Raw genomic sequence first — 17,236 nt, 5'->3', positions numbered from 1 at the left:
CTACCTATTCGAGCTGTTGAGCAATCAACGCTTGACCAGATTTGTCGCGCCTCTGCTGAGCCTGGCGTATACGCTTCTCTATGTCAGCGCCCCTACGTTTCCTCCAGTCTGGGCCGAGAACATTCCTTTGCCCGTTTGGAAGACGGCCATTGGCCTGATTGGGCTCCTGTCTTCCTGCCTGCTGTACTGGAGCAGGCAGCTTCCCCTGCTCATCACGACTTTGGAGACCCTGACGTACATCGGTCTGTCATTTGCTACCTCGGACGATAGCTTCCTGATACCCCTGGTAGGCGCGCTCTATTTCTGTGTCTGTTTATCGTCAGCACCCAGGATTGCGGCAGGCGTGAGTGAGGCAGTCGCGGCCGTCAGCCTGGTCACTGTCAGTATGCATGCCGGGCACATGCTCTTTCTGGAATGGTCGGCCCGGATGGCTGTCATCATGGCGGTCGCGGCCGTTGCCGTAGCTGCCAGGTCCTACCGGATCCGACGCGAGACGCAGCAGCGTGAGGAGCAGGAGCGCATCCGCTCTGAAATGCTTGCCAGGCAAAGGGATCAGGCTATATCGCGTGCCCAGGTAGCAGGGGAGTTGCACGATAGCGTGGGCCATGACCTCACCACGATCATCGCCCTGACCCAGGGATTCGCTGACTCGGTTGAGATCGAAGAGCTGCAAGAGGTGCTTAAGGATATCAATCAGGTGGCCAGGGATGGATTGGCCGACACACGACAAGCCGTCCGTACCCTTGTTCAAGAGCATGAGGCGCTACCTGAAAAGTCCGATGATGATGGGCGCAGGTTTGGCTCCAGGCTGCACACGCTCGACGAGCTCGATACAGTAATTGCCCATGCCCGCGCGGCTGGTCTGGCTGTCGTGTCTACCGAAACAGGGCATCAGCGGCACGATCCCAGACAGGACAACCTCTGCTTCATCATCAGCAGGGAAGCCATCACCAACACACTCCGGCACGCCTCGGACCCGAGCACCATCGTCATCTCCCGCGACTACGAGCAGGACGGCACCCTCCGCATCAGCATCCACGACGATGGGCGTGGGGATGAGCACGGGCAAGTCTTGGGCGATCAGCAACCAGCCATTCATGATCATCAAGGAATGGGGCTAAGACAAATCGGCGAGCAATGCCGACTGATGGGAGGGAGCCTGAGTTGCGGACCGAGCGAGAACGGGGGATGGACGGTAGAAGCCATCCTGCCTGGCACCAGCGAGAAAGGGTGCAGCGCCCATGATTGACCTGATGCTGGTCGATGACCTTGCGCTCCTCCGCAAGGGGTTGGTACGCATGATTGAGGCCGACCACGATTTACAGGTCGTCAGACAAGCCTCCAACGGTCAGGAGGCAGTGACCATGCTTCGGGAGATGAAAGCAGCCGCCCAGCCGTTGCCTCGGGTGATCCTGATGGACGTTCGCATGCCGGTGATGGACGGCATCAGTGCCACTGCGGTCATTGCCAAGGAGTTCCCCGACATTCGCACGCTGATCCTGACCACCTATGACGAAGACGATTACGCCTTCACCGGTCTGCACGCAGGCGCCTACGGCTTTCTGCTTAAGGACGTATCCACCAGAGACCTGCACCGAGCCATTCACGCAGTGGCCGATGGGGACGCAGTGCTCACCCCCCGCATCACAGCAGAACTCATCAACCGCGACAGAGCCTATGCCCGGCATAAGGTTAGTGACCCACAGGCCAGGCAGCAGCTGGATAAGTTGACCCCCAGGGAGTACGAGATAGCCGGGCTCATCGCTCAAGGGCTCTCCAACCAGGAAATAGCCCAGTGCCTCACTCTCGAAACTACCTCCGTCCGGCGCTACGTAAGCCGCATACTCGACAAGACCGGTCTCCGAGATCGTACGCAAATTGTCATCACATGGTTTCAGGCCGGAATGTCTGACTGACGGTCCATGAGCAGTTGTTCCAGGCATCGCGAGGAGAAAACCAGAAGAACGATAGATTCCGGAGTGACGCCTTCGTTGACCTGATGAAGCTGAAGCTGGGAACTAAAGATCAGAACTTAAGTTTGGACGAACTTTTATTGGACCTTTGCCGAACAATCATTACACATTGTGATTCTTGCTGTATTGAGTTCCGGCTATTCGTTTATGGGCGCGGTGTGCCGACGGCGATTGTTCGCTTTGGAAACCCCCCAGCTCCGTTGAATGCTGCTCTTGTAAGCTGAAGCACAAAGAGTGGCCAAGCACTCGACAGAAGAGGTGGACCATGAGAATCCGTCTGGTGAGGTTGGACCGGCCGGGGGCGATGGATGCTGAAATGATCTGGGAATATCTGCAGGCCTGCCGTTCTCAGCCTCAGGATGAAGCGGCGGGTCTCGGCCCCCTGGAGGACTGCCACAGCCTGGATGAGGTTCGTCGGTTTGGTCTGCCGGAGGTGGCTCGTCAGGCGCGTGGTGATGATCTGCCGCCGGGGTTTGTGCCAGCTCTGCAGTTCGCCGCCATGGACCCCAGCGGCAAACTGGTGGGGATGATTCAGCTGAGGTTGCAGCTTACGCAGGCACTTCTGCGAGTGGGCGGCAACATCGGCTATTCAGTTCGTCCGGGTTGTCGCCGGCTGGGCTATGCCGGGCTGATGCTGGATGAATGCCTTCGACAAGCTGCCACTCTGGGCATGAGTAAGGTCCTGATTACTTGTTCCCCGTCGAATCTGGCCAGCCGCCGGACCATCCTTTCGCGTGGCGGGCGACTGGAGAATGTGCTCCCCAGCAGATCTGGTCAGCCAGTAGAACGGTATTGGATTGATTTGTCTACGAAACGAACAGATCGGTAAACGCAATCTTGGATGCAAAAGCAGCTTTCATGTAATTGCTTCCTGGCTAGGGTCTCTGCAATGATTTTCTCCGGCTATGACGTACATGCGCATCCAGAACGCGAACTTATTTTAAGCTTATTTTGAGCGAATACCGGTTAGTGTATATTTTGTTTTTATGCACATTCTGTGCATTATGTATGACGGCAAAGGAACCGCCATGAGACAAACAGCTTCGACACAGAAACCATCCGATAAGCCGCAAGTCATTGCTGTCAACTTTTTTGCCCTGGCATTAATTCTCGCCCATGTTATATCGTTTGCCACCGGTTCACAGTTCTGGGGTTTATGCACGTACCCAGCAGCGTGGCTAATGATGATTGTCTTCATGATGGTAAGACACTGGCGGCGAAACGGTGAAGGCCAGCATCATTCGAGATAGCCAATACGCGAAAAGGGCGAAATAGTGGGTTCCGTCGATAACTTGCAGAGTTTCGCATCATCGCCGTCCCTGTTCGTTCGCGCGGTCTACTGTTGTCGGCGGTCAACCTCCCCACTGGTGAGCATGAGCCGGGGGAACAAGCATCGCACTTTTCTCAATATCCGCTTTTGCTGATACTGGTATGGCTTCTCTTACCAAAGTGCCGATTGGGAACAAGGTAGATGTACCCGTCCGCCCCTTGGTGGCTCGCTTGATAAATGGGAATATGCTGTTCCAGCTGCAGGTAAACCAGTAGTGGAATCAGTGTTTGTCAGTACGTGCTCTTGGACGCCATAATTTGTGGGACGGTGGCGGTTTTATGTCTGATCCAGCTTGTATTTTATTAGAAAATGCCTGAAATTCTGGGCTCATGGGTGAGGAAAAAATATGGATTAATAAGCTATCGTAGTTGAAGCAGATGGTCTCATGGCAAAGACTGTCGGAGCCAAAAATCACCAGAATATGCTGGGCCGGAATTTGAACTGATTCTTTCCCCTGCCTGCCCAGACTCAGCAAATTGAAATACTCATGAATAGGCAAGCAACAATAGACGACACAACCCGCGCTTTACCACATCAGTATTGACGCTGAAAGGCTCTGGAATGGGCAATATCGAAGTAAGCGTATCGAACCTTACTGTTCGAATAAAGAACAAAACAATTCTCTCTCATCTTTCATTGGAGGTTGAAGAAGGGGCCTTCCATGGGGTCATCGGGCCAAATGGCGCTGGAAAGACAACCTTGTTCACCGTCTTGGAAGGACTGCAAAAACCGGTTGAGGGAACGGTCTCCGTTCTGGGCAAGACGCCCTATCCACGCAACTTGGCCCTGCTCCGCCAAATAGGCATCCAGCCTCAAAAGTCGTCCTTCTTCCCCAAAACGACGCTCCTTGAGCACCTTACTGCAGTGGCCGATATCTACCAGGTGCCCCGGTCGCGTGTGGACGATCTTATTGATGCATTGAAACTGGATCATGTGGCATCCAACAAGGTTGAATCATTGTCCGGCGGCGAACAACAGCGACTGGCCATCGCCACGGCTGTCGTCCACCATCCTCGGCTGCTCTTTTTGGACGAACCCACTGCTGCCCTCGATCCTGAGTCACGCCATGACCTTGTGAGCCTGCTCAAATCCAGTCAGCAATTGGCCGCCACGGTTCTTTATACAACGCACCATCTGGACGAGGCGGAGCGGTTGTGCAACGTGGTCTCGATCTTGGCGGATAAGCATATTCTCGTGACGGCCAGTCCTAGCAAGCTTATTGCGCAAGCAGAGATGGAATCGACCATTCTTCTTCCGAATGCCTTGAATCAGGCCGATCATGTAGCCCGTCTCGTGGGAGCTGACTATGTAAAAGCCACACCCGACGGTCTAACAGTTCGCACCAGGGATACCGGAGTTACTTTCGCGAAATTGGTTGATTCAGGGATCAATACAAGCCAGGCGCAAGTCAAGGATGGGCGTCTGGAGGATGTCTACCTTCGCCTTCTCGAAAAGGAGAACGTCAAATGAACAGCTTCAAAACTCTATTCAAGTTGATGTTCCACTACGATATTCGTGACTGGTCCACTTTGGTTTTCACCTTTCTCTTTCCTATAGCCTTGTTGCTGGTCCTGGTCCTGTCTTTTAAGAGCTACGTTCCTGGAGTTGATATTGCCAGTCAAATCAGCGCCAATGTCATTGCGTTTGGTGCGGCCTACGTGGGTATTTTTGCCGGTGCTTCGCACCTTGCCCTCTGGCGTGAGAATGGCATGCTTCAGACGGTTCGCAATTTTCCTCTATCCTGGAATGTGATTATCCTTTCCCAGGCTGTTGTGGGTATCGTCGTCCTTCTGGCGCAGGCTGTAGTGCTTGTCGTCCTGGGGATGGTCATGGGAATGAGGCTGAAACCGACGTTTTTGTCGGGATTGCTTCCCCTGGTCCTTGGCTATCTTTTGTTCTTCTTCCTGGGTGTCATTATCGCCATGATAATTTACTCCATCGCAGGGGTATCCATCCTTGCGAACATCATTATTCTGCCCCTGGGCTTCATTGGCGGAGCTATGATGCCGCTCAATATGCTGCCGTCCTGGGTGCAGACCATTGCCCCGTATACGCCCCTATATCACATGAGGGAGGCCTTATCGATGATGCTGATCGGATCGGGCACCTGGCCTCATGCTTGGCTCGGAATCCTATACCTAGCTGTGGGCTGCATCACCTTAGGACTTGTTTCCATATACGGTTTTCGCTGGAAATAATACTGCTGGCGATTATGCACCGTATCCCAAAAGACTTCTCGTTTCTTGAATGGTAGTTGCGGACTCGGCTTAGGGTAATTCCTGCGCGAACCTTTCTTCGCTGCCTGCAGCCGCATCGGATATAAGAAGGATCTTGAGCATACGCTGACCCTTCAGTGTGAAAGAGACCGATAGATTCCTCGTGTCTTAGCGCGTCTGTGGCGTTCTTCTGAGAGAATGGCGTGTATGGTCTGGCTGATTGTCCTGATATGGGTGCTGGTGGTGGCGGCATTCATCGTATTCGTCATGCGTCTGGCGCTTGGCGAGTCCCAGGACCGTGCCTTCTCCCAGTCTCTGAATGAGCGTGTGCACAGGGCCGCCCGCCGTCAGCAGGAGCGAGAGAATCAGCTGCCGCGTGTAGCAGGGGGGCATCTGTCTTTCGCCCCTGGATCGGGCGAGGATGCATCAACCGCTGAAGATTCCGAACATCCCTATCCGGTCTATGTCAATTCCTCCTCCGTGGTGGAGGTTCGAGGCATGCTGGCCTCCGATTCCACGGACGAAATAAATCTGCCCCCGCCACCGAGCAGCGATTCCGCATCGTCGGTCAGCCCGAGACAACAGAAGAATGCCGCGCAGTTGGCTTCTACGGCCTCTGGGCCTCCAGCTCCCAGGAGCTCTACCTTGCGATCACCCAGCCTTGAGCCTTCGCGTTCGCAGCGACGGGAGCCTCAGTCCACCACCTCCGACGTCATGCCGGCAGTCAAGAGCGGTTCGCAGGCGGGAACGAGCTATCCAAGCGGAAAGTGACCGCTGGTGGTGACCTCCGTGTCCCTTTTCGCCTTTAGGCTGGTACCTATGACAACACAGCAGCTCCTTATTCTTATCGCGGTGCTGATCGTCCTGGTGCTGGCCGTGGTCGGCATTCTGGTGGCGGTCCGTAAACGCCGTTCCCGGGAGGATTCCACGCGCTCCGACAGAGTGCAAGAGTCTGATGCCTCCCCAGCGGATTCGCATGCATCGGGTGCTTCACCCAATCCGGACGCTTCTGCGGGTTCCGGCTCAGTTGATTCAAAGGAGTCCAGTCAGCCGTCCGCGGTTGTGCAAGCGGCATCGTCGGCGCAGGAGGATCTGGCTCATCCGGAGGCCTCCGCATCCCGTATGACCAGACTCAAGGCCAGGCTGGCCAAGAGCCCCAACCCCTTCGGCAAGGCCCTCTTTGCCATTCTGACCAAGGACCATCTGAGCGAATCCGACTGGGAGGATGTGGAAGACACCCTGCTCATGGCGGATGTGGGCGCCGAGGCCAGCGAACAGTTGGTGAAGCAGTTGCGTGACGATGCCCGGGTTACCGGACAGAAGGACACCGCGGCAGTGCGTCGTGGTCTTCGTCAGCGCCTGATCGATCTGGTCGATCCCTCTATGGATCGAACTCTGGTGGCTGCCCGACCTCAAGCCAACAGGCCGTCGGTCATCATCATGGTGGGTGTCAACGGTACGGGCAAGACCACCACGGCGGGCAAGCTGGCCAGACTCTTCGTGGCTGATGGCAAATCGGTGGTCATGGGTGCCGCCGACACCTTCCGCGCCGCCGCCGCTGACCAGCTCGAAACCTGGGGCGGCAAGGTGGGTGTGCCCGTGGTTCGCAGCGACCGAGACGGCGCCGACCCGGCTTCTGTGGCCTTCGAAGCGGCTGAACGGGCCAAAAATGATCATGCAGATGTCCTCATTGTGGACACCGCCGGCCGTCTGCAGAACAAGGCCAATCTGATGGACCAACTGGGCAAGATCCGGCGGGTGATCGAAAAGAACCTGCCCGTGGACGAGGTTCTGCTGGTCCTGGATGCCACCACCGGGCAGAACGGGATGATCCAGGCTCAGGTCTTCGCCCAGGCCATCGGGGTCACGGGCATCGTCCTGACCAAGCTGGACGGCTCAGCCAAGGGCGGCATCGTCGTTTCGGTCCAGCGCGAGCTGGGTGTGCCTGTCAAGCTGGTTGGGCTGGGCGAGGGACCCGATGATCTGGCCGTTTTCGATCCCGAGTCCTTTGTCGACGGCATTCTGGGAGACGAGTAGTCCGGCCGTTCGGCTGGTCATAAAGTGGTCATCCAATAGTCACCCGGAGGTAATGCGACGGTGACCTGACCGTCATCCTCTTCCTGTTTGATGAATCGGGAAGTGGAAGAGAATCTGACGTAGGCTGTCCGGAGGGAAGTCCTCTTTATTGGGGACTGCTCGCCCGGATGGGGAAAAGAGAGGTGTAGGCATGGATTCTGGAAATGCTGCCTGGATGCTGATAGCGGCATCCCTGGTTTTCCTGATGACTCCAGCAGTGGCTTTCTTCTATGGGGGTATGGTCCGAGCCAAGGCTGTGCTCAACATGATGATGATGTCCACGCTGGCCATTGCCGTGACTGGGTTCATTTGGACCCTCTGGGGATGGTCAATTTCCTTTGCTGGCAAGGATATTGGAGGCGTCTTCGGCGACCCCATCACCGGCTTCCTGCTCAAGGACACGGTCACAGCCAAGGATGGGGTCTTCACCTCGCTTGATTCTGCAAACGCTGCCTACCCACATACGATAGACATTGCCTTCCAGGCCGCCTTCGCCATGATCTGCGTGGCCCTGATCTCAGGAGCACTGGCAGAGCGAGTCAAAATCAGCACCTGGATGATCTTCGTGGCCCTCTGGATTACCTTGGATTATGCGCCCATGGCCCACATGGTCTGGAATCACGGACTGCTGGCTGCTGATGGACCCATCTCCAATGCCATCGGAGCTCAGGCCCACGACTTCGCAGGCGGTACGGTCATTCACATCAATGCCGCAGTAGCAGCCTTGGTCATTGTGCTCATCATCGGCAGGCGAATCGGCTTCCCCAAGGAGTCCATACGCCCCCACAATGTGCCCATGGTCATGCTGGGCGCCTTCCTGCTCTGGTTCGGCTGGTTCGGCTTCAATGCCGGGTCTGCCTTCGCCGCCAATGGCACAGCTGGATATGCCTGGGTCTCCACGACCATAGCCGCCAGCGGTGCCACCCTGGGCTGGCTCTTTACTGAACGGATCCGTACAGGGCATTACACCGCCATGGGTGCCGCATCCGGCATGGTCGCCGGCCTGGTGGCCATCACTCCAGCGGCCGACGTGGTTTCCCCGCTCTGGGCCATGGTCATCGGCCTCCTGGCTGGTTTCGTCTGCTGCCTGGCCTGCGGGCTCAAGTTCCGTTTCGCCTATGACGACTCCTTGGATGTGGTAGGCATCCACGGTGTGGGTGGTTTATTGGGCACGCTGCTGATAGGCTTCTTTGGTACCGGCACGGGCTTCCTGGCCGGTGGCAATTTCCGGCAGCTGCTGGTTCAGTTCCTGGTGGCGCTGATTGCGATCATCTACGCAGCTGTAGTAACCGGTGTGATCGCCTTTGCACTGGAGAAGACCATTGGTTGGCGAGTCAGCAAGGATCAGGAGGTCATCGGCGTCGATCAGAGCGATCAGGGTGAGAGCGCCTACGACTTCGGGTCCATTCTGAACTGATCAGAAAGGAAGGCAGCATGAAACTCATTACCGCCATCGTTCAGCCCGGGCGGCTGGATCAGATTAAGCAGGCCCTCAACGAGGTCGGCGTACACGGCATGACCGTTTCGTCAGCCCAGGGCTATGGTCGGCAGGGCGGCCATAAGGAGGTCTACCGGGGCAGCACTGTCAAGGTGGATCTGGTTCCCAAGGTTCGCCTGGAGGTGCTGACCGAGGATCGTCGGGTTGACGAGCTGGTCGACACCATCGTCCAGGCTGCCGCCACCAACACCGTGGGCGACGGCAAGGTCTGGGTGCAGACCCTGGACTCGGTGGTCAGGGTCCGTACCGGGGAGACCGGCGTCGACGCCATCTGAGGCAGTCACCTGCTGACCAGTTTCGGCAGGATCCCGTCGCTGTGACCGATTTCATGGTCCGGCAGTCGGGGTCCTGCTTTTTCTATGCCTTTTCAGGCTTGGCTGGTCTGGTCGATTGTTCCCATCCAGACATCGGTGCGCGTTCTCAAGCCATTGCAGATGGCTCTGACACCGATGAAGAGGACATTGAGCACGGCCCAGAGCATGGCTATCCGCCAGGTGGGTGTCCAGTTCATGGCCAGAGCAGTCATGCCCAGCAGACCGATCACGTAGATTACAGCCGTCAGGGAGCAGGTGGCTGCCAGGTAGCGATAGTCCCCGGCCCCGATCAGGATCCCGTCCAGTGCCCACATCCATCCGGCGACGGGCATGAAGACCCCCTGGACGATCATGCCCACGGTGATCAGCGATCTGATGGCCGGCGTTGGGCTGAATAGGGGAGCGGCGAAGAGGCCCAGGGCGATCATGACCAGTCCGACCAGCACTCCCATGGCCATGCCGGCCTTGGCTGACAGGTCGGTCATGACCCGTGCCCGTGAACGCTGTCCGGCACCCAGCTCGGTGGCTACCAGTGATTGGCCGGCGATGCCCACGGCATCCAGCATGTTCAGTCCGAAGTTCCAGGCCGAATTGACCCCCTGGTAGGCGGCCAGTACCTGCTCGCCCAGGTGAGCCGCAGCCACCACGGTCATAAACAGGCAGACCCGCAGGGCCAGGGTCCGCAGGAAGAGCGGGAAGCCGTCGCCCATGCTGGCCGCCATGCCTGAGAGCCGGGGCCGCAGTTGGGCGCCTTCCCGACGGGCCCAGACCAAGGCGGGAATGGTCAGGAAGAGCCCCATGGCCCACTCGGCGATCAGGGTGGCCACGCCCGAACCCAGAATGTCCATGTGCAGGCCGAAGACCAGAAGGACCTCCAGGGCGGTATTGAGTATGGCGCCTGACACGGCGGCCACCAAGGTGATCTTTACCTTCTGCAATCCGCGGAAGATGCCGTTGGCCGCGTAGACCAGGAGCATGGCCGGGAGGCCGAAGACCAGAGCATTCAGATAGGTCTGGGCTGCCTGCAGGACCGGCCCGCGGGCTCCCATCAGGCTGCAGATGGGCCGACTCAAAGCCAGGAGAACGGCACAGACGACCAGGCCGATGACGAAGGCCAGCCACATGCCATCCACACCGGCCTGCATCCCCTCCCTGCGGCGGCCGGCACCCATGAGTCGGGCCACCTGGGAGGTGGTCCCGTAGGCCAGGAAGATGCACAGGCCCACGGTGGTCAGCACCACGGTGGATCCGACGGAGAGTCCGGCCAGGGCCGAGTCGCTGATGTGGCCCACAATGGCGGTGTCGATCATGACGAAGAGCGGGGAGGCGATCAGCTGGCCAAAGGTGGGTATGGCCAGTCTAGCGATGGTCCGGTAGGTCGCCCGCCGTTCTTCCGGCGTGATTGGTCCGGTCTTGGTTTCGGTGATGTTCCTGTGGCTGCGCATGGACGTCATGCTAATGCTCTGGACTGAAGACACAACCCCTGGAAGTCAGTCCGTGGACGCCTTGCCGGTAGATGCCCTATCACCAAACAGGCCCGAGTGCAAGCTGGATTGATGATGTGGAAGACTGTCCCCAAGTTTTGCACAGAGTTATACCCATGAGGTGGATAAGTTGCGCACATGTCCTCTAGGACACGCCTTGAATGTGGATAACTTATTTTTCTATGCACATGCAGGGGCGACTCTGTGCTGCGCCGGAGGGCTCGGTGCCTCCTGGTGAATGCCTTGGGTGAAATCCTTCTCTTAGGGCTGTTAAGGACGGTCTTCTTCGTAGAATCGTGGCTATGGCTTCCGACGACTACACCGACTACACCCATCCCGAACAGCATCCCACCGATCATGCTCAGACCGGCCGCGACATGCTCTTCGACCGGGTGCCCCCGCATGACGACGATGCGGAGATGGCTGTCCTGGGCGGCATGCTCATGAGCAAGGATGCCATCGGCGAAGTCAGCCAGATGATCGACATATCCGACTTCTACCAGCCCAAGCACCAGACCATCTACGAGGCCATCGTCACCCTCTTCTCGGCCTCCCAGCCGGTGGATGCGGTCCTGGTGGCCAACGAGCTGCTCAAGTCCGGCGACTTGGAGAAGGTGGGGGGCACTGACTATCTACACTCCCTGGTGGCCTCGGTCCCGACAGCCGCCAACGCCACTTACTATGCCGAGATCGTCCACCAGCGGGCCATCCTGCGCAATGTGATCGCGGCCGGCACCAAGATCGCCCAGCTGGGTTACTCGGCCGAGGGCTCCCAGGCCGAGGACATCGTCAACCTGGCCCAGGCCGAGGTCTACGAGATGAGCGTGGGCAGGGTTCGTCAGGATTACGAGGCCATCGGGCCGGTCGTCCATGACACCCTGGAACAGTTGGACAAGCTGCAGAACGGCAGCTTGGAGCGGGGCGTGCCCACAGGCTTCAAGAGCATCGACGACGTGACCCAGGGCCTGCAGCCCGGGCAGATGATTGTGGTGGCCGGCCGTCCCGCCATGGGCAAGTCCACCTTAGGCATCGACTTTGCCCGCGCCGCGGCCCTCCACAACAACATGACCACAGTGGTCTTCTCCCTGGAGATGAGCAAGACCGAGCTGGCCCAGCGCATCATCTCGGCCGAGACTAATATTCCTCTGGTGGCATTGCGCCGGGCAGATGACATCACCCCCGAGTACTGGAACACCTTGAACACCTTCTGGAGCAGACTCCAGGATGCTCCGCTCTTCCTGGACGATTCGCCCAACATGAGCCTGATGGAGATCCGGGCCAAGTGCCGTCGGCTCAAGCAGACCAATGACCTGAAGCTGGTGGTCATCGACTACCTGCAGCTGATGACCTCCGGCAAGCGGGTCGAATCCCGCCAGCAGGAGGTTTCCGACTTCTCGCGCGCCCTGAAGCTGCTGGCCAAGGAGCTGGAGGTCCCGGTGGTGGCGCTGAGCCAGCTCAACCGTGGACCCGAGATGCGCAACGACAAGAAGCCCATGCTCTCCGACCTGCGTGAGTCGGGATCCATCGAGCAGGATGCCGACGTGGTCTTTCTGGTCCACCGGCCGGACTTCTACGACAAGGAGGACCGCCCGGGGGAGGCCGATATCATCCTGGCTAAGCACCGCAACGGTCCCACCCAAACCTTCAAGCTGGCCTTCGTAGGCGAGAAGTCCAAGTTCAAGGACATGCCCCAGGACTACCAGCAGGGAGGGGTCTGAGATCATGCGTTCCACGGATTCCAAGGCGCAGCCTGCCGATCAGCCTGGTCGTCCTCGTCGGCCGTGGCGCTCCCTCCTGGCCCTTCTGGTCGGCAAGGCGGTGCGCCTCGTTTCGCGTCTATCCCATCACGGCGGTTCGGCCCTGCCCGGCAAGGTGGTGGAGCGGATCGATCCGGGCTTCCTGGCCAGGACTCTATCGGGGCTGCCCCGTGGAGTGGTTCTGGTCTCAGGGACCAACGGCAAGACCACCACCACCCGGATGGTGGCCTCCATGCTGGAGTCCTTGGGCCTCAAGGTCTTCACCAATCCAACCGGGTCCAACTTCACCCGCGGCGTGGTCTCGGCCTTGGTCTCTACACTGGGGCTGTCCGGTCGGCTGAATGCCGATATTGCCGTCCTGGAGCTGGACGAGGCCTATGCGGTCCACTTCGTGCGACAGGTCAAGCCCCGCTACGCCCTCCTGCTCAATGTCATGCGTGACCAGCTGGACCGGTTTGGGGAAATAGACACCACCGCCCGGCTGCTGGGTCAGGTGGCCCAGGCCACCACGGGTACGGTGGTCCTCAACCGTGAGGACCCGCGCATCGCCAGCCTGGCCGCCCAGACCCCGGCCCAGACCGGTGTGGCCTACTTCGGGCTGTCAGATGACCTGCTGACCTATTTCCCCACTGATGACGACATGCATGCCTCGGATCAGGATGCCGATGGTGCCGCTACGGCCAGCGCTTCCCGCCCGGTTCGCCCAGGTCACCGGCTGCCAGCCGAGGTGACCCTGGAACGGGTCATGGACCACAGGGCCGCCTTCCGCCTGGACGGTCGGCTTTTGGAGACCGATCTGCGTCTGGAGGGCGTCTACAACCTCTACAACGCCGCTGCTGCTCTGGCGCTGGTCAGGGTCGTTCTAGAGGACAGGGAGCCTGGTGATGCAGCGCTCATGGATGCCCTGTCCAAGGTGACTCCCGCCTTCGGCCGTGGGGAGGTCATTACCTACCAGGGCGCGCCGGTTGAGCTGGTCCTGGTCAAGAATCCCATGGGCTTCCGACTGGCCCTGTCCTCTTTCGACCCTGCCGGACAGGACACCATGATCGCCATCCGCGACGAGTATGCGGACGGGCGTGACATGAGCTGGCTCTGGGATGTGGACTTCACCTCGCTCAGGGATACCGGCGTGGCCATGGTATCCGGCACCCGGGCCTATGACATGGCCCTGCGCCTGGCCTATGATCAGGTGCCCACGGAGGCGATCGAGACCGACCTGGATCGGGCGCTGACAACTTTCCTTGAGGTGCATCCCGGCCGACCCAAGCGAATCTACTGCACTTACACCTCCATGCTTCGGCTCCGGTCTGCCTTGGGCAGGCTCACGAGCGTGGATGATGCTGGGGTGGGCGCATGAGCGAGCAAACCAGAAGGAGCGCAGGAATGCCGCAGACGCAGGATAAGGCCAAGGTCAAGGCCGTGGGAGACTATCCGCCGCTGCAGATCCTCTCCCTCTATCACCGAGACATGAACATTTATGGGGATTCGGGCAACATTCTCAGCGTGACCCGCCGAGCTGAATTGTACGGGTTCCGTCCCATGATCCGCTATTACGATCCCGGCGATGCCTGGCCGGAGCGGATTGATATGATTCTGGGTGGCGGCGGCCAGGACCATGGCCAGGAACGAATCATCGACGACCTGCTGGAGCGGGGCGGGCTTCTGCGCGATCTGGCCGACCAGGATGTGCCCATGCTGATGATTTGCGGGCTCTATCAGCTTTTCGGCCATTATTTTGAGACCTCAGACCATGAGCGCCTGGAGGGGGTCGGCATCCTTGACGTGCATACCATAGCCAAGTCTGAGCGGATGATCGGCAACCTGGTGGAGCAGGCAGAGGACTTTGGCAGGGTGGTCGGCTACGAGAACCACTCGGGCCTGACCTACCTGGGGGAGGGGGCCCAACCCCTGGGCAGGGTGGACGAAGACGGTCGCGGCAACAACGGCAAGGACCACACCGAGGGGGCCCGATGGAAGAAGGTCATCGGCACCTACATGCATGGGTCGCTGTTGCCGAAGAACCCGGCCGTCACGGACTTCCTTATCGAAGGTGCAGCCGAGAGGCGGTACGGCCAGGGTACTTTCGCCCAGATGAAGGAAGCCATGGACCAGAAGAGCCGGAGCGAGTTGGAGCGTCTGGACTCCCTGGCCGATCAGGCCAGCCGTATCGCTGCCTCCAGGCCCAGATGAAGAGGAACCTACGGTTCCGTCTGCGGGTCCTGCACAGATTTTGATGAGTAATGCCAGGGGAAAGATGTTGCGGTTCCTCTTGCCACGGTGTCGAATCGGATTGGTCAATGATAACCAGCTAGACTGTAAACAGAGACGGCCGCTCGTCTCTTGGCGGTCTAAAGGGCCCGGTACTTCAAGGGCGTATGAATGCTGGGAGGCATATCATGTCGGATTTGCATATTGGTGATGGATTGCACAAGGTGCTTCTGGCTGGCATCGGAGCGCTGGCCACAGGCGTGGAGAAGGGCCAGGAGGTCATTGACAACCTGGTCAAGAAGGGCGAGCTGACGGTCGAGCAAGGGAAGATTCTTAATACTGAGCTCAAGCGCAACAAGCAAAACCGTCCCGCTCCAGCACCCGCACCTGCTCCTGCTGACAATGCACCTGCTGCTCAGGCCCCGGCTGCTGGCGCGCCCAGGTCTGCGACTCATGTTGCTCCTGCTCCCCGCCGTCCCGACCATGAGCCCCTGGCGCCAATGCCGGATCGTCGGTCCGGGTCCATCCCCATCACTTCCAATGATCCCATCGCAGGTCAGCAGGGCTGAAAGCAGTCAATTACTGTCAGCGTCGGTCGTTTGCGCCGGAATGTCTGCCGCTGGTCGGCCATGCGGATAAAGGACACAGGTGAGTGGTGAGTATGGATGCCATGAACGGACATGATGCCCCGGTACAGACCATTGGCCTCTTCGGAGTCGGCACGGGAGAGCGGCAGGGGGCAGCAGGAAGGATTCGTCACAGGCGTGGGAGGGCTCGCCGACTGGCCGAGATGATCCGCATCGCCAACCGGTTCGACATCATCCACGGCCTGACCCCGGTCACCATGCGCCGCATGTTTGAGGCGCTCGGGCCCACTTTCGTCAAGGTGGGCCAGATTCTCTCCATGCGTTCGGAAATTCTGCCGGAGGCCTTCTGCCGTGAGCTCTCCAAGCTGCGCGCCGACGCGGATCCCATCCCTTATTCTGTGGTGACCGGAACCCTGGCCGCCGAGTATGGCCGTCCGCTCGACCAGATCTTCTCCTCCATAGACCCTGTTCCGCTGGGGTCGGCTTCCCTGGCACAGGTACACCGGGCCCGCCTGGTCAGCGGTGAGGACGTGGCCGTCAAGGTCCAGCGTCCAGGGATTCAAGAGACCATGGCCCAGGATATTGACATTATGCGCAGCATGGTCAAGTGGGCCTCCCGGTTCATCCGCAGCACCCAGGTGATTGACATTCGCGGGGTGGTCGAGGAGCTCTGGGAGACCTTCCAATCCGAAGTCGACTTCCAGCAGGAGGCTGAGAATCTGGCGGAGTTCAAGGATTTCTGTGACTCATACGCCTACATCGACTGCCCGAAGCCCTATCCCGAACTGTGCACCAGGCATGTGGTGGTGATGGAGTACATCGACGGGATATCCCTCTCACGGCCTGCCCAGTTGGTGGCCAAGGGCTATGACCTGAAGGAGATCGGCACCAAGCTGGTCGACAACTATGCCACCCAGATCATGGATCAGGGCTTCTTTCACGCCGATCCTCACCCCGGCAACATCATCATCCGCGATGGCTGCATAGTCCTGATCGACCTGGGGATGGTCGGTCGCCTGGACAAGGTGACCAAATCGGCCTTGAAGGATATGATTTTCGCAGTAGGCCGCGAGGATTCACCAGCCCTGGCCCAGGGGCTGCTCCGCTTTGCCGGTACGGGAGAGGCTCGGGCCGAGGATTACCCCTATCTCCTGGCCGACCTGGATGCGGTCGTCCAGCGGTTCGGCAAGCTGGACCTGGCCGATCTGGACATCGCCGAATACGTCAATGCCGTGATGAAGCTGGCTGCCCGGCATGGCATCAAGGTACCGGGGTCGGTGACCATGGTGGCGCGGTGCCTGGTCACCCTTGAAGGACTCTTGGATGAGTTCCTGCCTGAGGCCAACATCGTGCAGATCATCACCGATCATGTCGTCTATAGCTTGGGCACGGGATCCATCCTCAAGGAGGAGACCCGGAAGCTTGGCATCCAGAGTGACCTGGCCCTGCATGGCCTTTTGGGCGCCCTGGCTGAGTCCCAGACCGCAACCAAGATGCTGACACGGGGGCAGCTTCGGGCCAATGTACAGCTGGTAGGCTCCGAGGAGCCCTTGCAGCAGCTGTCGGACATGGTCAACAGGCTGACCATGGCCCTGATCGTCGTCGGCCTCTATGTGGGCTCTTCAATCGTCTACTTCGCCCGCATCAAGCCGGTGGTCTTCGGTATCCCGGTGGTCAGCATGCTGGGCTATGTGGTGGCTTTCATTCTTTCGGTCTGGATAGTCCTGGACATCCTGATCAAGCACCGGGTCCTCAAGCGTCGGCGACGCAACGGCGAAGCCTAGACTGAGAGC

Annotated in this window: 15 protein-coding genes; 14 read left to right on the top strand and 1 reads right to left on the bottom strand. The window is 59.0% G+C overall.

What is annotated here, in order from left to right; translation table 11 throughout:
* Window positions 1-343 precede the first annotated feature (343 nt).
* The 9 genes from P273_RS09490 (at window position 344) to P273_RS0102915 (ending at window position 9,368) form a co-directional block, all read left to right on the top strand.
* Window positions 344-1,249, top strand: a complete 906-nt coding sequence (locus P273_RS09490) for a sensor histidine kinase (RefSeq protein WP_172637234.1) — start codon at window positions 344-346, stop codon at window positions 1,247-1,249.
* A complete protein-coding gene (locus P273_RS0102950) occupies window positions 1,242-1,916 on the top strand; it encodes a response regulator transcription factor (RefSeq protein ID WP_024627000.1) in 675 nt (224 codons plus the stop codon). The genes P273_RS09490 and P273_RS0102950 overlap by 8 nt, the downstream gene beginning before the upstream one ends.
* Window positions 1,917-2,238: 322 nt before the next feature.
* Window positions 2,239-2,802: a GNAT family N-acetyltransferase gene (locus P273_RS0102945; RefSeq protein ID WP_029676066.1), complete on the top strand. Its 564-nt coding sequence runs from the start codon at window positions 2,239-2,241 to the stop codon at window positions 2,800-2,802.
* A 1,062-nt stretch (window positions 2,803-3,864) separates the two neighbouring features.
* Window positions 3,865-4,773, top strand: a complete 909-nt coding sequence (locus tag P273_RS0102940) for an ABC transporter ATP-binding protein (RefSeq protein WP_024626998.1) — start codon at window positions 3,865-3,867, stop codon at window positions 4,771-4,773.
* Window positions 4,770-5,501, top strand: a complete 732-nt coding sequence (locus tag P273_RS0102935) for an ABC transporter permease (RefSeq protein WP_024626997.1) — start codon at window positions 4,770-4,772, stop codon at window positions 5,499-5,501. Before P273_RS0102940 ends, P273_RS0102935 begins: the two co-directional genes overlap by 4 nt.
* Before the next feature lie 225 nt (window positions 5,502-5,726).
* Complete coding sequence (locus P273_RS0102930; protein WP_024626996.1) at window positions 5,727-6,290, top strand: hypothetical protein; 564 nt, start codon at window positions 5,727-5,729, stop codon at window positions 6,288-6,290.
* Window positions 6,291-6,338: 48 nt separating this feature from the next.
* On the top strand, window positions 6,339-7,556 hold the full coding sequence (gene ftsY, locus P273_RS0102925) for a signal recognition particle-docking protein FtsY (RefSeq protein WP_024626995.1): 1,218 nt from the start codon (window positions 6,339-6,341) through the stop codon (window positions 7,554-7,556).
* Window positions 7,557-7,746: 190 nt separating this feature from the next.
* Window positions 7,747-9,012 carry an ammonium transporter gene (locus tag P273_RS0102920; protein WP_024626994.1) on the top strand — a complete coding sequence of 422 codons (1,266 nt, stop codon included), beginning with the start codon at window positions 7,747-7,749 and terminating at the stop codon, window positions 9,010-9,012.
* A 17-nt stretch (window positions 9,013-9,029) separates the two neighbouring features.
* Window positions 9,030-9,368, top strand: coding sequence for a P-II family nitrogen regulator (locus tag P273_RS0102915; protein WP_024626993.1), 339 nt, complete (start codon window positions 9,030-9,032; stop codon window positions 9,366-9,368).
* Between the two features lie 92 nt (window positions 9,369-9,460).
* Here P273_RS0102915 and P273_RS0102910 read toward each other — a convergent pair whose 3' ends face one another.
* On the bottom strand, window positions 9,461-10,852 hold the full coding sequence (locus tag P273_RS0102910) for an MATE family efflux transporter (protein ID WP_253269564.1): 1,392 nt from the start codon (window positions 10,850-10,852) through the stop codon (window positions 9,461-9,463).
* 416 nt (window positions 10,853-11,268) lie between these two features.
* On the opposite strand from P273_RS0102910, the gene dnaB reads away from it, so the two are divergent.
* The 5 genes from dnaB (at window position 11,269) to P273_RS0102885 (ending at window position 17,227) form a co-directional block, all read left to right on the top strand.
* Window positions 11,269-12,609, top strand: coding sequence for a replicative DNA helicase (gene dnaB / locus P273_RS0102905; protein WP_029676065.1), 1,341 nt, complete (start codon window positions 11,269-11,271; stop codon window positions 12,607-12,609).
* A 4-nt stretch (window positions 12,610-12,613) separates the two neighbouring features.
* Window positions 12,614-14,005 carry a Mur ligase family protein gene (locus P273_RS0102900; RefSeq protein WP_024626990.1) on the top strand — a complete coding sequence of 464 codons (1,392 nt, stop codon included), beginning with the start codon at window positions 12,614-12,616 and terminating at the stop codon, window positions 14,003-14,005.
* 26 nt (window positions 14,006-14,031) lie between these two features.
* Window positions 14,032-14,838: a type 1 glutamine amidotransferase gene (locus P273_RS0102895; RefSeq protein ID WP_024626989.1), complete on the top strand. Its 807-nt coding sequence runs from the start codon at window positions 14,032-14,034 to the stop codon at window positions 14,836-14,838.
* Between the two features lie 206 nt (window positions 14,839-15,044).
* Complete coding sequence (locus P273_RS09205) at window positions 15,045-15,425, top strand: phasin family protein (RefSeq protein WP_024626988.1); 381 nt, start codon at window positions 15,045-15,047, stop codon at window positions 15,423-15,425.
* Window positions 15,426-15,517: 92 nt separating this feature from the next.
* Window positions 15,518-17,227, top strand: coding sequence for an AarF/ABC1/UbiB kinase family protein (locus tag P273_RS0102885; RefSeq protein WP_024626987.1), 1,710 nt, complete (start codon window positions 15,518-15,520; stop codon window positions 17,225-17,227).
* The last annotated feature ends 9 nt before the right edge of the window (window positions 17,228-17,236 follow it).

Origin of the sequence: Bifidobacterium sp. A11 (assembly GCF_000499185.1) — a bacterium.
GTDB lineage: Bacteria > Actinomycetota > Actinomycetes > Actinomycetales > Bifidobacteriaceae > Bombiscardovia > Bombiscardovia mizhiensis.
The sequence above is the reverse complement of the archived record's forward strand: the minus strand, read 5'-3'. Positions and strand labels throughout refer to the sequence as shown.

Bases quoted from the DNA above. Each gene is read 5' to 3' on its own strand.
- P273_RS0102950 (WP_024627000.1), top strand. From the start codon at position 1,242: ATGATTGACCTGATGCTGGTCGATGACCTTGCGCTCCTCCGCAAGGGG.
- P273_RS0102945 (WP_029676066.1), top strand. From the start codon at position 2,239: ATGAGAATCCGTCTGGTGAGGTTGGACCGGCCGGGGGCGATGGATGCT.
- P273_RS0102940 (WP_024626998.1), top strand. From the start codon at position 3,865: ATGGGCAATATCGAAGTAAGCGTATCGAACCTTACTGTTCGAATAAAG.
- P273_RS0102935 (WP_024626997.1), top strand. From the start codon at position 4,770: ATGAACAGCTTCAAAACTCTATTCAAGTTGATGTTCCACTACGATATT.
- P273_RS0102930 (WP_024626996.1), top strand. From the start codon at position 5,727: ATGGTCTGGCTGATTGTCCTGATATGGGTGCTGGTGGTGGCGGCATTC.
- ftsY (WP_024626995.1), top strand. From the start codon at position 6,339: ATGACAACACAGCAGCTCCTTATTCTTATCGCGGTGCTGATCGTCCTG.
- P273_RS0102920 (WP_024626994.1), top strand. From the start codon at position 7,747: ATGGATTCTGGAAATGCTGCCTGGATGCTGATAGCGGCATCCCTGGTT.
- P273_RS0102915 (WP_024626993.1), top strand. From the start codon at position 9,030: ATGAAACTCATTACCGCCATCGTTCAGCCCGGGCGGCTGGATCAGATT.
- P273_RS0102910 (WP_253269564.1), bottom strand. From the start codon at position 10,852: ATGCGCAGCCACAGGAACATCACCGAAACCAAGACCGGACCAATCACG.
- dnaB (WP_029676065.1), top strand. From the start codon at position 11,269: ATGCTCTTCGACCGGGTGCCCCCGCATGACGACGATGCGGAGATGGCT.
- P273_RS0102900 (WP_024626990.1), top strand. From the start codon at position 12,614: ATGCGTTCCACGGATTCCAAGGCGCAGCCTGCCGATCAGCCTGGTCGT.
- P273_RS0102895 (WP_024626989.1), top strand. From the start codon at position 14,032: ATGCCGCAGACGCAGGATAAGGCCAAGGTCAAGGCCGTGGGAGACTAT.
- P273_RS09205 (WP_024626988.1), top strand. From the start codon at position 15,045: ATGTCGGATTTGCATATTGGTGATGGATTGCACAAGGTGCTTCTGGCT.
- P273_RS0102885 (WP_024626987.1), top strand. From the start codon at position 15,518: ATGGATGCCATGAACGGACATGATGCCCCGGTACAGACCATTGGCCTC.